The sequence below is a fragment of the Azorhizobium sp. AG788 genome, assembly GCF_943371865.1.
Taxonomy (GTDB): Bacteria; Pseudomonadota; Alphaproteobacteria; order Rhizobiales; family Xanthobacteraceae; genus Azorhizobium.
Window position 1 is genome coordinate 1 of record NZ_CALRWL010000029.1, and the last position, 15,119, is coordinate 15,119.

The following is a 15,119-nucleotide window of genomic DNA, read 5'->3' on the forward strand; positions in this document are numbered from 1 at the left end:
GGGGCGCGGCGGTGTGTGCTGCCGCAGCTGTAATTCCGGCATGGCGGGATGCTATAGCGAGCCAGTGCGCATCCGAGGGGCCCATGACCGAGATCGCCACCCGCGTCTATAATCACACCTGGAAGATCGACCCCATCGTGCGGTCCGTGCTCGACACGGACTTCTACAAGCTCTTGATGGGGCAGATGATTTTCCGCCGTCATCGCGACGTGCAGGTGTCGTTCGCCATCCATAACCGCACCAGCCGGGTGCGGATCGCCGACATCATCGACGAAGGGGCGTTGCGGGAGCAACTGGACCATGTGCGCTCGCTGACCCTGTCGCGGGGCGAGTCCACCTGGCTGCGCGGCAACATGTTCTACGGCAAGCGCCAGATGTTCTCGCCGGACTATATCGCCTGGCTGGAGGGCTTCCGCTTTCCCGCCTACCATCTGGAGCGGCGCGACGGCCAATATGAACTGGTGTTCGAGGGGCCGTGGATCGAGACCACCATGTGGGAGGTCCCGGCGCTGGCCATCATCAACGAACTGCGCTCGCGCGCGGTGCTGAAAGACCTGGGCCGGTTCGAATTGCAGATCCTCTATGCCCGCGCCATGACGCGGGTGTGGGAGAAGATCGAGTTCATCAAGAGCCTCGGCCCGGTCAACCTCGCCGATTTCGGCACCCGCCGCCGCCACGGCTTCCTGTGGCAGGACTGGTGCGTGCAGGCGCTGCGCGAGGGCCTCGGCCCCACCTTTCTCGGCACCTCCAACTGCCTCATCGCCATGCGCCGCGAGGTGGAAGCCACCGGCACCAATGCCCATGAACTGCCCATGGTCTATGCCGCGCTCGCCCGCACCGACGCGGAGTTGCTCCAGGCGCCCTATCAGGTGCTGGCGGACTGGCAGGAGGATTATGACGGCAATCTGCGCATCATCCTGCCCGACACGTACGGCAGCACCGGATTTCTCGCCCATGCCCCGGACTGGGTGGCGCAGTGGACCGGCATCCGCATCGACAGCAAGGATCCCATCGCCGGCGGGGAAGAGGCCATCGCCTGGTGGCAGGCGCGCGGCCAGGACCCGACGCAAAAGCTGGCCATCTTCTCCGACGGCCTGGATGCGGACGAGGTGGCGCGCATCAACACCCGCTTTCGCGGCCGGGTGCGGCTGGGTTTCGGCTGGGGCACGTTGCTGACCAATGACTTCCGCGGCCTGGCGGCGTGTGGGGTGCTCGATCCCATCTCCATCGTGTGCAAGGTCATCGCCGCCAACGGCCGGCCGGCGGTGAAGCTGTCGGACAATCCCACCAAGGCCATGGGACCGCCGGAGGATGTGGCGCGCTATCGCCGGCTGTTCGAGGTGGAGCCGCAGGCGGCGCGGCGGACGGTGGTCTAAGCCGGCCGCGCGCTCAGAACCCGGCCCCGTCGAGACGGGCCCGGTCCAGGGGGGCGGCGGCGGTGGCCAGCAGCGAGCGGTAGCGGCGCCGTGCGCCCGCCACCGATCCGTCGTCATTGATGGCGGCTTCCTGCAATTCGGCCAAGGCCCAGTCATCGGGCACCGCGGGCAAGGCGATCACCTCCGGCATGCGGGCCACCAGTTCCAGCACGTCGCGCTGGGTGAGGGCACCGAGCGCATGGGCGGCCATCTGCCGTTGATGGGCGCGGCGATCGGGCGTCAGGGCATCCCAGCTTTCCAGCAGCGGATAGCGCGCCCGGGCCACCTCATGGGCGGCGCGGGCCATTCGCTCGATCATCTGCGCTGACATCATTCCGCCCTCGTCATTCCATTTTCTCGCAGCGGCGCGAAGATGCAGGACGTCGCCTTTCCCCATTCTTGCCGGGGCCGGGTTCGCGGGGCAGAATCGGCGCCATGGTGAATGCCCGGTTACCCGCGTCGTTCCGATGGGCCGTTGAAGCATGATGCCGAGTTGCGGGAGCCTTGCATGATCCAGTTGCGTTCGCCGTCCACCGTCCTGACCGCTCTGGCGGTGATGGGCGCGCTGGCTGCCGGGCCGGTCCGCGCGGAAGAGGCCGCCCCGCGTCCGCTGGAGGTGCTGCGCGGCGAGATCGACCGGGTGGACCAGGACCTGCTGCGCCTGCTCAATGAGCGGGCGGGCATCGTCGCCGAGGTGGGACGCGGGAAGACCAGCGCCAATGCCGCCGTGTTCCGGCCCGGCCGGCAGGCCGCGCTGATCCGTAAGCTCTCCGCCCCGGCGGGCCTGCAATCGCCGGCCACCCTGGCGCGGGTGTGGACCGCGATCATCGCCGGCTCGATTCTGCAGCAGAAGCGGGATTTCACCGTCGCCGTGGGCGATGCGGGGGATCTCGGCATCGCTTTGCTGGCACAGGATTATTTCGGCGCCCAGCCGGCCCTGGTGCGGCTGGCCTCTGCCGATGACGCCATTTCCGCGGTGGCCGCCGGGCGGGCGGATGTGGCGGTGATCGGCCTTCAGGGCACCTGGTGGCAGCGCCTGCCGGCCGGGTTCCATGTGGTGGCGGCCGCGCCTTTCCTCACCGCCGACCCGTCGGTTCCGCCCCAGGCGCTGATCGTGGCGCGCCAGCCCACCGACCCGTCGGGGGATGATCGCGCCCTGGTGCTGCTGCCGGCCAATGCGCCGCTGCCCACCGGCGGCCGGGTGCTGACCGAAGCGGGAAGCACCCGGCTGGCGGCGCTGCCCCCGGGGACGGCGCCGGTGGGGGTGAGCATCGGCCTCTATGCCAGCCCTCTGGATGCCCGCCGCGCGCCCTGACAATTTCATTCGCCCGCGCTAGGGTGCCGAAAAGGTGCAAAGAAAACCGCTGCGCAGCGCCGGTGCGGTGCGCATCCGAACTGGGTTGGAGGAGCAGGAATGTCCGTGTCTTTGGCTGATTTGAAGGTGAAGCTGTTCACCGATGGCGCCGACAAGGCGCAGATCGTGGAAATGGCCAAGCAGCCCTATATCGCTGGTTTCACCACCAATCCGTCGCTGCTGCGCAAGGCCGGCGTCACCGACTATGAGGCCTATGCCCGCGATCTGGTGGCGGCGGTGCCCGACCGGCACATTTCGTTCGAAGTGTTCTCCGATGATTTGCCCGAGATCCGCGCCCAGGCGCGCGTCATCGCCACCTGGGGGACGCACGTCCACGTCAAGCTGCCCATCACCACCACGCGCGGCGAATCGCTGCTGCCGATGGTGCGCGATCTGGTGCAGGACGGGGTGAAGGTGAACCTCACCGCCATCTTCGACGAGCCACAGGTGGTGGACGGTGTGGCCGCTCTGGCGGGCGGGGCGCCCTCGATCATTTCGGTGTTCGCCGGCCGGCTGGCGGATCTGGGCATCGATTATGTGCCGGCCATCTCCCGCGCGGTGGCGCTGGCACGGGCCACCAGCAATGTGGAAGTCATCTGGGCCTCCACCCGCGAAGTGTGGAACGTGATCGAGGCCGATCGGCTGGGCGTGCACATCATCACCGCCCCCGCCGACGTGCTGAAGAAGCTGCCGGCGCTGGGCAGCCGCACCGCGGCGGAACTGTCCCTCGATGCGGTGAAAGCCTTCCGCGCCGATGCACTGGCAGCCGGCCTGACCCTCGATCTGGCCGGTCGCGCCGCGGCCGAGTGAGCGAAAGGCCGCCCGCGCGGCGGCTTTCCGGCGGCGCGCGATTGCACAAGCGCAGCGCGGTGTTACACTCCCGACAAAGAGTGGATACGAGCGCGCGGCCATCGCACTGGCGGTGGCGCGCCGCGAGGGGATCAAGATGAGGGACGAGACGCACCGGCCCTCTCAGGGCGCGGAGCAGTCTTGCCAGGACCACACGGGTTCAGGCCGCATGGGCCTGGACCCGGCTGGTGTTGATCGCGCCGGGTTTGGGCGTTCCGGATCGGAGCGCGCGGTGACCGCGGGGTCCGTGTCCGATTGTGCGCCGCCGGTGCACATCGGGCCGGACTGTGACGTGTCAGGCCCGCCATGCGATGCGCAGGATGCACGCGGCCAAAGGGGGGATACCCCAGCGCCGGCCCATGACGGGCTCTATGCCGCCCTGGATCTCGGCACCAACAATTGCCGCCTTCTGGTGGCGCGCCCCACCGCCCGTAATTTCCGCGTGGTGGATGCCTTTTCACGCATCGTCCGCCTCGGCGAGGGCCTGACCGCCAGCGGTCGCCTCAGCGCTGCCGCCATGGGGCGGGCGGTGGGGGCGCTGGAAGTCTGCGCCGGCAAGATCAGCGCCCGCGGCGTCACCCGCATGCGGGTGATCGCCACCGAAGCGTGCCGCGCCGCTGAGAATGGCGACGAATTCTGCGCCGCTGTCACCGAGCGCACCGGCTTGGTGCTGGAAGTGGTGGACCGCCGCACCGAGGCGGGCCTGGCCGCGGCCGGCTGCGCGCCGCTGGTGGATCCCACCTGCGAGGGCGCCATCCTGTTCGACATCGGCGGCGGCTCCACCGAAGTGGTGTGGCTTGGCCGCCGCGCCGCCGGCGACGACGGCCCGCCCCGCGCCCGCATCCGCTCCTGGGCCTCGCTGCCCGTGGGCGTGGTGTCGCTCGCCGAGCGCCACGGCGGGGTGAAGGTCTCCCGCGATCTGTTCGAGGACATGGTGGCCGAAGTGGCCGACATGCTGGACGGGGTGCGCCAGAGCTGGGGCGTGCGCCAGCCGGGCCGCATGCATCTGCTGGGCACGTCCGGCACCGTCACCACCGTGGCCGGCATCCATCTGGGACTTGACCGTTACGACCGCACCCGGGTCGATGGCGCTTGGCTTTATGCCCGCGACATCTCCGAGGTGGTGGACCGCCTCATGGGCATGTCGTTCGAGGAGCGGGTGTCCAATCCCTGCATCGGCGCGCAGCGGGCCGATCTCGTGCTGGCCGGTTGCGCCATCATGGAAGCGGTGCGCGAAGCCTTCCCCACCGACCGGCTGCGGGTGGCCGATCGCGGCCTGCGCGAAGGCATGCTGGTGCAACTCATGCGGGCCGACGGGGTGTGGAAACGCAACCGCGGCCCGTCCCTAATTCAGCCGGAGCATCGCGTTTGACCACCTCTCCCCGCGGCCCTGACGCGCGTCCCCTGAAGGTGCGCGTGAAATCCTCGCGTGGCCGCACCACCTCGTCGCAGAAATGGCTGCAGCGGCAGCTCAACGACCCCTATGTGGCCCGTGCCAAGCGCGAGGGCTGGCGCTCGCGCGCCGCCTTCAAGCTGATCGAGATCGACGAGAAATTGCATCTGCTGCGCCGGGGCATGCGGGTGGTGGATCTGGGCGCCGCGCCCGGCGGCTGGAGCCAGGTGGCGGCCAAGAAGGTCGGCGTGTCCGAAGGCAACGGCAAGATCGTCGCCATCGACTTGCTGGAGATGGACCACGTCACCGGCGTCACCTTCGCCCAGATGGACTTTCTCGATCCCAAGGCGCCGGAACAGCTCCTGGCCATGCTGGACGGGCAGGCGGATGTGGTGATGTCGGACATGGCCGCCAATGCCACCGGCCACAAGAAGACCGATCATCTGAAGATCGTGGCGCTGGTGGAACTGGCGGCGGAATTCGCTCGCCAGGTGCTGGCGCCCGGCGGCTGCTTTGTCGCCAAGGTGATCCAGGGCGGCACCGAAGGCACGCTCCTGGGGGATCTGAAACGGGATTTCGCCGTGGTGCGGCATCTCAAGCCCGCCGCCAGCCGGGCGGATTCCGCCGAGCTTTATCTGGTGGCCACCGGCTTCCGCGGCAAGGCGAGCCCCACCGCATCGGACGACGCGGAGGGCTGAGGCCGCCTACGATCCCGGATGCACCTCGCCGCGCGGATCGGGCAAGGTGGAGTCTTTCTCGCGATGGCCGGAGACTTCCGCTCCGGCATCGGGGGGCAGGCGCAGGAAGCTGAACACCGACAGCGCGCTCACCACCGCCACCACCAGGAAGGCGGGGGTGAAGTCCCCCAGTTCCAGCACGGTCTCGCCGCGGACGGAGCGCATGGTCTCCAGCACCATGCCCACCAGCGCCACGCCCATGGAGAGCGCCACCTGCTGCGCCACGCTCACGAACGAGGTGGCCCGGCTCATCTCCGCCTGCGAGACGTCCGCATAGGCGATGGCATTGATGGCGGTGAATTCCAGCGAGCGGAAGAAGCCGCCCATCAGCAGCACCGCCACGATGGCGAAATGCGGCGTCTGCGGCGTGAACAGCGCATTGGCGGCGATGAAGGCCGACGACAGCACCGCATTGAACACCAGCACCCGCCAGAAGCCGAACCGCCGCAGGATCGGCTTGGCGGTGGTCTTCATCACCAGCGCCCCGGCGGAGGAGGCGAAGGTCAGCATGCCCGAGGCAAACGGCGACAGCCCGAAGGTCAGCTGCAGCATCAGCGGCAGCGCGAACGGGATCGCCCCCACGCCGATGCGGAACAGCGAGCCCCCCACCACCGCCGCGCGGAAGGTGGGGATGCGCATCAGGCTGAGATCCAGCACCGCATGGGGCGTGTGGCGGGCGTGGCGCACATAGAACACCAAGGCGATGACGCCGATCGCGGTGATGCCCCCGGCCATCCAATAGGGCACCAGATGCTGGCCGGTGACGGCAAAGCCGAACACCACCCCGGACAGGCCGATGCCGGACAGCACCAGGCCGCGCAGATCCAGCGGCGGCACGTCCTCCTCGCGCACATTCTCGATGAATCGGGTGGCGAGAATCACCCCCAGCACGCCGATGGGGACATTGATGAAGAAGATCAGCCGCCAGTCGAAATAAGTGGTGATGAAGCCGCCCAGAGGCGGGCCCATCACCGGCCCCAACAGGGCGGGAATGGTGAGCCAGGCCAGCGCCGACACCAGCTCGGACTTGGGTACGCTGCGCAGGATGACCAGGCGCCCCACCGGCACCATCATCGCCCCGCCCATGCCCTGGATGATGCGGTAGAGCACGAAGTCCATCAGGCTGGTGGACAGCCCGCACAGGATCGAGCCCAAGGTGAAGATCACGATGGCCGAGCGGAACACGGTGCGCGCCCCGAACCGGTCCGCCGCCCAGCCGGAGGCCGGGATGAACACCGCCAGACTCAGCAGATAGGAGGTCAGCGCCAGCTTGAGCGAGACCGGATCGTCATGCAGCGAGGCGGCGATGGCCGGCAGCGAGGTGGAGATGACGGTGGAATCCACCTGCTCCATGAACAGCGCGCAGGCGACGATGAGCGGGATCAGCACATGGCGGGGCAATGCGGTCGCGGGCATGCGCGCTCCGGGTTGGGGCAGCGGGTCGGGGGCCGGATCATGGCGCGCGAATCCGCCTCTCGCGTCCCATCTAAACCCGGATGCCGCCGGCCTCCAGTGCCGGACGGACAAATCGCGCGTCTGTGTGGGGCTGGCCTCCTTATGGCGGGCTTATATCCGGCGCGCGCCTTCCCGATGGCAGGCTTATGCCCAGACGCCCATTCTTCCCGTGGGTCGGGCGCCGCGGTGCGGTGCGCCGATCAATCCCTTGGGAGGCACCATGCCCCGTGCCCTTGATTATTATCGCGCGGATGCCGAACCGGCTCGCATCGAGGAACCTCCGGAACCGGGCACGCGCCTTGGCGCGGCAGCCGGCTTGGATGGCTTGGGCGATGTGGCCGCCGCGGCGCGCCTGCGCCCGCAGCATCATATCGTGGTGGTCGGGCGCGATAGCCTGTCCCTGGCGCTGGACCTGTGGCGCGCCGGTTTCGTCAATGTGGGCTGTGCGCCCCGCAGCCTGGATTGCGTCGCCCATGGCGCCGCCGATGCGCTGATTGTGGATCGCGCGCCCGAGGGGCCGGATCTGGGCCGCATCATCACCCGCAGCCGCTTCATGCTGCGCGACGGCGGCTGGCTGCTGTTGCATCTGCCCCAGGGCGGGGGCCGGGCCCTGCTGCCGGCGCTCAAGGCGCTGCTGGATGCGGCGGGCTTTGTCCTCGGCATGGGCCTGTGCGACGCCGATGGCCGCTGGATCACCGCCCAGCGTCGCCGGCCGGCGTTGCGGCTGGTGTGAACTCGCACCGGCTGTGAGCACGCCCTGACCGTTCACACCGGCCTGCGCACCGCGCCGGGCGCTGAAAGGCGCCCGGCGCGGTGATCGATCAGAAGAACCGACGGGAGGGTGCGGCCTCGCGCTCTTCCGCGGGCGCGGCGGCCTCGCGGGTCAGGCGGGCGGCTTCCTCGCCGCGGCGCACGAACTCGTCGAACGGATCCAGCTCTTCCGCCCGGGCCGGGGCGGCGGCTGGCGCCGGGTCAAAAGGGACGGGGGCGCGGTCCTCCACGCGCACCGCCGCAGGCACGGCGCGGCTGCTGTCGGTATAGCGGCTGGCCTTGGCCTCCAGCCACGGCAGCGGATAGGGCGCAGCGGCGAACGCCACCCCGTCATCCTGTTCCCAGGCCACCATATAGACCTGCTCCTCGGCCGGCAGGCCGGGCAGAGCAAACATCTGCGGGGCTTCGCGCACATGCCCGGTCCAGCCCACGGAATGGGCGAGCTGGAAGGCTTCGTCGAGGAAGAGGGTGAGCGTGGCGATCCGGTCCGCCCGCGGGGTGGTCCCCATGTCGAGGTCCATCAACTGCCGCAGATAGGCCTCCACGCTGTCGCCGGGCGCCCATTGGGCCCCTGTGGCGAACTGGTAGAGATGAACGCGGGCGCTTTCCATATGTGGCTCCGTCCTGGTTCCAACCCTGAAGGGCGGATGTCGCGGGGTAGCTTCGAACTGTGGCAGGATCGAGTGTAGCCGCGATTATCCAAATAAAGTGTAGCCAAGGAAACGCTGGGTGAGGAAAGCCGGCGACGCAATGCGCGGCCCTATCCTTGGCAGCGGCGAAACAGTCTAGCGCGCACGCCGGTGGAACCAGACGCCGGAGCGCACCGCGACGGCCAGCACCAGCCCATAGACCACCAGTCCTGCGGCGAGCGCCGCGAACAGCGCCGTGAGCGATCCGGTCAGACGCAAGGCCAGCCAGCCGCCGCCAATGGCCACCAAGACCCGCAGGAAGCCTGCCACCAGCGGCCAGAACAATCGCCCCGCCCCTTGAGATCCGAAGTAGAACGCCATGCCCAGGCCGAAGAAACCGTAGGCCGGCCCCACGATGCGCAAGTAAGTCGAACCGGTCTCGATCATGCCGGCATCCTGGCTGAACAGGCCCAGCCACGCGGCGGGCCAGAGCGCCGCGGCCAGGCCAATGGTCTCCGCCATGGCAAAGGTGATTCCGGCGCCCACCAGCGCGATATGCATGGCCCGCTCGCGCTGGCCGGCGCCGATATTGGTGCCCACCAGCGCCACCAGGGGGCCGCCGATGCCGAACACCAGGGGCACCAGCAGATATTCCAGCCGCGCCCCGGTGCCGAAGCCGGCCACCGCATCCACCCCCGCCGCCTCGCCCACCAGGCCGGTGGACAGAGCGATGGTGAGATTGGTCTGAACCGAGGTGATGGCGGCCACCGCGCCCACCCGCAGGATATCGCGGAACAAGGGCCACTGGAGGCGGGCGCGATGCAGCCGGGCCAGATTGCGCCCGGAGAGCACATACCAGCCCAGGAACAGCGTTCCGCAGACATAATAGAGCACCAGCGCCACCCCGCCGCCGGCAATGCCCAGGCCGGGCAGGGGGCCGAGGCCGAAGATCAGCAAGGGCGACAGCGGCACCAGCAGCAGGGCGCCGACGCAGATGACGAGGCCCGGCACAATCATGTTGCCGGTGCCGCGAATGACGCTGGACAAAGCGTTCATCACCCACAGGAACAGGTTGCCGGCGAACACCACATTCGAATAGCGCAACGCCGCATCCAGCGCGCCGCCCTCGCCGCCGAGCGCCGCATAGATGGGGCGCCCGAAGGTGAGCATCACGGCACTGAAGACCAGGCCAATGCCCAGGTTGATCAGCACCGCGTGCAGCACCAGCGCGTCCGCGTCGGCCCGCCGTCCCGCCCCGAGCGCGCGCGCGATGGCCGATGAGATGCCGCCGCCCATGGCGCCGCCGGCGATCATCTGCATCATCATCACCGCCGGGAACACCAGGGCCATGCCGGCGAGGGCGTCGGTGCCGAGATGGGAGAGCCACCAGGTCTCCACCAGGCCGGTGGAGGCCTGCGCCAGCATGATCAGGATGTTCGGCCAGGACAGGCGCAGCAGCAGCAGCACCGCCGGCTCCTGAAGCAGGCGCTGGGTGTGCGGGCTGAGGGCCGGCGGGGCGGGCGCTGCGGCCGAATCGCTTGGCGGCGGCCCCGCCGATGGGTCATGCCTCATGACCGCGTGCCCCGGTGGTGGGGCCCTTGCACCGGCGGCGCTACGGACGGGCGTGGGTGGGACGTCGAGTGCTTGCGATGCATTGCGCCACGCTACCCGTCGCGCCGGGGCTGCCGCAATGCACCTGCGGTTGCCGGACGAGGTTCCGGCGGCTCAGGCCTGAAGCTGCGACAGATAGCTGACGAAGGCTCCAACCGTTGGATGATCGGCGGTGACGGCGGGATAGAGCTCCACCCCGAACCATTCCTCCGCCTCCAGCACAAAATGCACCGCCATGGCCGAATCCAGCCCGAGGCCGGCAAAGCTGGTCTCCAGCGTGATGCGTGCGGGCTCGATGTCCAGAATGCTGGACAGGCGATCGCGGCAGAAGGCTTCAATCTCGGCGTCGGTGGCCATGGACATTCCGCTGTAGGGGGCTGTGCCCCGGAGGGAGGGCGGCGGGGCTCAGGACGAGGGATCCGCCAGCGGCTCGGTCGGTTGGGTCGCGCTCCACACCTCCAGCGAGCCATCCAGCCAGCGCAGGCGGGTGAGGTTGCGCTGGATCTTGCCGCTGGTGGTCTTGGGAATGGTGCCGGGGCGGATCAACACCACCTTGTGCAGCGAGACCTCATGATTGTTGACCACCGCCGCCTTGGCGGCGGCCACCACTTCATCCTCCACCAGAGCATGGCGCTGGGTGCGTTCGATCTCCTGCACCAGGATCACCTGCTCGGTGCCATTGGCGTCCATGACGCTGAACACCGCGCCGAAATCCCGCCGCAGCGCCGGATGGCTGTCGGCGACGGTGGCCTCGATATCCTGGGGATAGTGATTGACGCCGCGGATAATCAGCACGTCCTTGAGGCGCCCCACCAGATAGAGGTGCCCCATCGCATCCAGATGGCCCAGATCGCCGGTGCGCAGCCAGAGACCATCTTCTGCGGCGCCGGCGTCGTCACGGATCTGCGCCCCGAATGTGGCCGCGCTCTCCTCCGGTCGCCGCCAATAGCCGCCCGCCACGCTGGAAGCCTGGATCCAGACTTCGCCGATGCGGTTTTCGGGGGCGCGCTGGCCGCTGACGGAATCGACGATGGCCAGCGCCACGCCGTCCACCGCGGGGCCGCAACTGACGATCAACTGGCTGTCGCAGGGTTCCGCCGGGGCGATGCGCCGGTCCTGCAAGGCCTGGGCGCTCACCTCGCTCACGGTGACGCCGCTGCCGCGGGCGGCGGTGCTCACCACCAGCGTGGCTTCCGCCAGGCCATAGGTGGGCTGCAAGGCGGCGGGATCAAACCCATAGGGCGCAAAGGTTTCGGCAAAGCGCGCCATGGTGACGGCGCGCACCGGCTCGGCGCCGTTCACCGCCACCTTCCAGCCGCTGAGATCGACGCCCTCCATCTGGTCCGCGCGAAAGCGATCCACGCACAGATGGTAGGCAAAGTTCGGCGCGGCGGCCACTTCCGCCCCATAGGCATGGATGGCGCGCAGCCAGTTCAGCGGCCGGTGCATGAAGCCGGACGGGGTCATCAGCACGCAGGTGGCGCCCAGATAGAGCGGCTGCAACAGGTTCAGGATCAGGCCGAGGTCGTGATAGAGCGGAATCCAGCTCACATGGGTGGAGCCGGCGTGATTGCCGAACCGCCGCCGCATCATCTCCAGATTGTCGAGCAGATTGCCGTGGCTCACCATAACCCCCTTGGGGGTGGAGGTGGAGCCGGAGGTATATTGCAGGAAGGCGAGATCCTCGCGGGCCGGTGCGATCACCGGCAGGGACGGGCAGGCGGTGTCGCCTTCCGCCAACGCCACGGTGATGTGCCGGATGCCGGCTTCCGCCAGCCGCTGCCGCAAGGTGCCGCGGGGATCTTCGCCCTCGCCGGCGGGGCTCAGCGCGATGCGCGGGGCGCAATCGGCCATGATGGCGGCGCTGGAATCCTGGCTGGCGTTCCGCCGCGGCGGCATCAAGGGCACCGCCACCACCCCGGCCATCAGGCAGGCGAAATAGGCCACCACGAATTCCAGGCCGGTGGGAAAGATCAGCAGCGCGCGGTCGCCGGGATCGGTCTCCTGGCGCAACTGCTCGGCCAGAAGGGCGGCCTGCTGCCGAAGCCCCGCGAACGTCAGGCTGGCATCGGCGCCGGGTCGGCCGGAGACAAACACCAGCGCCCGCGCATCGGCGCTGGCATGGGCGCGGTGATCCAGCATGTGGACCAGGGAGGAAAAGGCGGTCATGGACGCCCGCCCGTCCTTGCGCCCAAGGGGGCCGTCCCGCGACCCGCCGCGGCCGGCCCGACGACTCCCCCCCGGTGTTCCGCCACCCGCAGCGTCGTGCTGCGGATTGCCCGTCCGGTCACCCACATGCCGTTAGCGTCCCCACCTCGTCGCGCGTTTGCGCGGACGTTATGATATTCAAACTGGCGCAGTGGATGTACATGGCGCAATTGCGTTCCAACGGCCACATGTTCCCACACGGAAATAGGGGAATTTGTGTCGCATAGAGGTAATATATGCGGGGCGTTCGGTTGAAGACCTCTGGTCCATGGCCGCTGATCGGCCGCGGCATGGGCCGCCCATGACGGCGCAGCCACAGGCCAGTCTGAGCGCCATGGGGCGTGAACTTCTGCCCAGCATGGAGGTTCGCCCCCCGGCCCTGCGGCGGCCGGACGGCTCGGTCTGGGTGATCTCCCCCCTGCCGGCGCGGGTCTTCCTGTACGGCCCCTTCCTGCGACTGCCCCGCGGTTCCTATCGTCTTAACTTCCGCTGCCGGCTGCGGTTTCCGGTTCAGGGCGCCCATCCGGTGCTGGGCCTGGAGGTGATCGCCCAGAACCGGATCCAACGGGCGTGGCGCGATTTCAACGCCGCCGAATTGCAGGCCGGCGACCTGGGCGTGACCTTCGAAGTGCCGGACGCGCTCAGCATCGAAGGCGGCGTGGACGCGCCGTTCGAGTTCCGTTTCTCCCATTTCGGCAACGCCGTGATCCAGATCACGGACGTGACGTTGCACCCTCTCGACGAGGGCACCCCCTCGCCCGAAATGGCGCCGGTCTGGCGGCTGCTTGGCCGCTTGCGGACCCTGCCGCGCCCCGGTGGGGTGCGGCTGTCGCCAGTCTCCATCAGCCGGCTGAAACTGGGTCGCGCCTCCGCCATCCTGCGCCTGCCGGCCGGCATCTATCGCCTGGAGGTGGCCGGCGTCGTGACCCGGGCCCGCGCGCCGGACGCGCCGGTGCTGGAGATCCGCGTGCGCACCCGCGACCGCGTACTCCTGGGGGAAGCAACCTTCCGCACCTCGGACCTCGCGGGCGGACGCTGTGCGTTCGCGTTCGAAGTGCCGTTGGATGTCAGCAGCGATGCGGGGGCGCCGCGAAGCCTCGACATTTCCATCCGCCATTTCCGCAATGGCTGGGTGAGCCTGACCGACCTGGACCTGCGGCGGCTGCTGCCGGCGGAGGCGGCGCTGGCAGCGCCGGTGTCCCGGCCCTCCACCTCGGGTCGGCGGGCGGGGACCAAGAAGGTGGTCATCTTCGGAAATTGCCAGGGCAATCTGGTGGCCGAGGCGTTCCGCGACAATCCCGGCTTCTCGCGCCATTTCTCGGTCAAGCACCATTTCATGGAGCTGCCCGCCAACCAGCACGCACAGGGCAAGCGCGACCTGGAGGAATGCGACCTGCTTCTCATCCAGGATATTCAGGAGTGGGAGCAATATCCGCTACGGGCGTTTGTTCCCGATTCTCTGCCGACCCTGCGCTATCCCTGCATTCGATTTGCCTCTCTCTGGCCATTCGACGCCTTCAACGGGCCGGACGACAAGCTGGCCCGCAACCGCGACCTGCCCAATTTCGAATTCACCTATTTCGACGGACTTCTGGCGCGCCTGCGCAAGGAAATCCCGGACCAGGATGAGCGCTTCGAGGCCTATCGCACCCTCAACGTCAGGGGCGTCATCGACGTCAAGCGCCGTCACGTGTTCGAGGAACAGCGCCTGTTGGCAATGGATGAAAAATTCTCCGGCGGGATCGGCGCCTATATTCTTGAGAATTTCCGCAAGAAGCAGCTGTTCTACACCACGGCCCATCCCAATGGGCGGATCCTGACCATGCTGATGAAACAGATCGCCAGGGAATTGGGCGTCCGCCAGCCGTTCTGGTTTCCCGGGCCGCTGGATTCCCTGCGCAGCCTGCAGGTGCCGATCCATCCCAAGATCGCCCGGGCCCTGGATGTGCGCTGGGTGAATGATGCCACCACCTATGCGGTCAAGGGCGAGCGCGTCACCTGGGAGGCGTATTTCCGAAAGTACATCTCCTACTACGGCTAGGGGAGGGGAGGCCCCGCCGGAGCGCCCCCTCTCTCTGCCAATTCGGCCCTCAACGCCGCCGTCTCGGCCTCAAGCGCCATGAGGCGGGCGGTCAGGTGCGCCGATGCGGCGGCGATCTCCGCGGCGGTGAACCGAGGGGTGATGTGTTGCGGGCAATTCCAATCGAAGGCCTCGATATGGAGCAGGAACATTCGCTCGGCACCGGCGGCGAGGGGGCCTGTCAGCCGGCTGCGCAACTCTTCATCATCAACCGGCCGGGCCTCGATGCGCGCATAGAGCTTCAGCCGGCGGCGCCGGGAATAGTCCATCAGGATCAGCGCCACGCGGTCATGGGCGGTGACATTGCCAAGGCTGATATACTGCCGGTTGCCGCGAAAATCCGGGAAGGCCAGAGTGCGGTCGTCGAGCATGCGGAGGAAACCCGCCGGCCCGCCGCGATGCTGCACATATGGCCAGCCGGTCTCCGACACGCTGGCCATGTAAAAACTGTCGCGCGTCGCAATGAACTCGGCTTCGGCGCTGCCAAGACGCACACGCGGGCGCCCCTTGGTGGCACGGTCATAGAGGCCGGCGCTGCCGTTTTCTGCTTGTGCCGCCAGCACGCTGGGCGTGGTGGCAATGTCGAGGAAGCTATTGGACATGAGCGTCTCCCTTGG

Annotated in this window: 14 protein-coding genes; 7 read left to right on the forward strand and 7 right to left on the reverse strand. The window is 68.4% G+C overall.

The features are described from left to right. Positions 1–83 precede the first annotated feature (83 nt). Positions 84–1,376: a nicotinate phosphoribosyltransferase gene (gene pncB / locus AAG816_RS16725; RefSeq protein ID WP_341990797.1), complete on the forward strand. Its 1,293-nt coding sequence runs from the start codon at positions 84–86 to the stop codon at positions 1,374–1,376. A 13-nt stretch (positions 1,377–1,389) separates the two neighbouring features. Here pncB and AAG816_RS16730 read toward each other — a convergent pair whose 3' ends face one another. Continuing rightward, on the reverse strand, positions 1,390–1,749 hold the full coding sequence (locus AAG816_RS16730) for a hypothetical protein (RefSeq protein ID WP_341990798.1): 360 nt from the start codon (positions 1,747–1,749) through the stop codon (positions 1,390–1,392). A gap of 174 nt (positions 1,750–1,923) precedes the next feature. Between AAG816_RS16730 and AAG816_RS16735 the strand changes: the two genes are divergently transcribed. The 4 genes from AAG816_RS16735 (at position 1,924) to AAG816_RS16750 (ending at position 5,709) form a co-directional block, all read left to right on the forward strand. Further along, on the forward strand, positions 1,924–2,730 hold the full coding sequence (locus AAG816_RS16735) for a chorismate mutase (protein WP_341990799.1): 807 nt from the start codon (positions 1,924–1,926) through the stop codon (positions 2,728–2,730). Positions 2,731–2,829: 99 nt separating this feature from the next. Continuing rightward, on the forward strand, positions 2,830–3,579 hold the full coding sequence (locus AAG816_RS16740) for a transaldolase family protein (RefSeq protein ID WP_341990800.1): 750 nt from the start codon (positions 2,830–2,832) through the stop codon (positions 3,577–3,579). Positions 3,580–3,910: 331 nt separating this feature from the next. Further along, on the forward strand, positions 3,911–4,990 hold the full coding sequence (locus AAG816_RS16745; protein ID WP_341990801.1) for a Ppx/GppA phosphatase family protein: 1,080 nt from the start codon (positions 3,911–3,913) through the stop codon (positions 4,988–4,990). Beyond that, positions 4,987–5,709, forward strand: a complete 723-nt coding sequence (locus AAG816_RS16750) for an RlmE family RNA methyltransferase (protein ID WP_341990802.1) — start codon at positions 4,987–4,989, stop codon at positions 5,707–5,709. The genes AAG816_RS16745 and AAG816_RS16750 overlap by 4 nt, the downstream gene beginning before the upstream one ends. 6 nt (positions 5,710–5,715) lie before the next feature. Here AAG816_RS16750 and AAG816_RS16755 read toward each other — a convergent pair whose 3' ends face one another. After that, the gene (locus AAG816_RS16755; RefSeq protein ID WP_341990803.1) at positions 5,716–7,164 is read right to left on the reverse strand and encodes an MFS transporter; all 1,449 of its coding nucleotides are present in this window, start codon (positions 7,162–7,164) and stop codon (positions 5,716–5,718) included. Positions 7,165–7,423: 259 nt separating this feature from the next. Between AAG816_RS16755 and AAG816_RS16760 the strand changes: the two genes are divergently transcribed. Next, positions 7,424–7,936: a hypothetical protein gene (locus tag AAG816_RS16760; protein ID WP_341990804.1), complete on the forward strand. Its 513-nt coding sequence runs from the start codon at positions 7,424–7,426 to the stop codon at positions 7,934–7,936. Positions 7,937–8,024: 88 nt separating this feature from the next. Here the strand turns inward: AAG816_RS16760 and AAG816_RS16765 are convergent, their stop codons facing one another. The 4 genes from AAG816_RS16765 to AAG816_RS16780 form a co-directional block, all read right to left on the reverse strand. Beyond that, positions 8,025–8,585 (reverse strand): hypothetical protein, encoded by a 561-nt coding sequence (locus AAG816_RS16765; protein ID WP_341990805.1) that lies wholly within the window; start codon positions 8,583–8,585, stop codon positions 8,025–8,027. Between the two features lie 174 nt (positions 8,586–8,759). Beyond that, positions 8,760–10,175: an MATE family efflux transporter gene (locus AAG816_RS16770; RefSeq protein ID WP_341990806.1), complete on the reverse strand. Its 1,416-nt coding sequence runs from the start codon at positions 10,173–10,175 to the stop codon at positions 8,760–8,762. Between the two features lie 153 nt (positions 10,176–10,328). Then, positions 10,329–10,571, reverse strand: coding sequence for an acyl carrier protein (locus AAG816_RS16775; RefSeq protein WP_341990807.1), 243 nt, complete (start codon positions 10,569–10,571; stop codon positions 10,329–10,331). A gap of 48 nt (positions 10,572–10,619) precedes the next feature. After that, positions 10,620–12,383, reverse strand: coding sequence for a fatty acyl-AMP ligase (locus tag AAG816_RS16780; RefSeq protein ID WP_341990808.1), 1,764 nt, complete (start codon positions 12,381–12,383; stop codon positions 10,620–10,622). 340 nt (positions 12,384–12,723) lie between these two features. Between AAG816_RS16780 and AAG816_RS16785 the strand changes: the two genes are divergently transcribed. Further along, on the forward strand, positions 12,724–14,463 hold the full coding sequence (locus AAG816_RS16785; protein ID WP_341990809.1) for a WcbI family polysaccharide biosynthesis putative acetyltransferase: 1,740 nt from the start codon (positions 12,724–12,726) through the stop codon (positions 14,461–14,463). On the opposite strand, the gene AAG816_RS16790 is transcribed toward AAG816_RS16785, so the two are convergent. Continuing rightward, entirely contained in the window at positions 14,460–15,104 is a 645-nt protein-coding gene (locus AAG816_RS16790; RefSeq protein WP_341990846.1) for a pyridoxamine 5'-phosphate oxidase family protein, read from the reverse strand. The genes AAG816_RS16785 and AAG816_RS16790 overlap by 4 nt on opposite strands. Between the last annotated feature and the right edge of the window lie 15 nt (positions 15,105–15,119).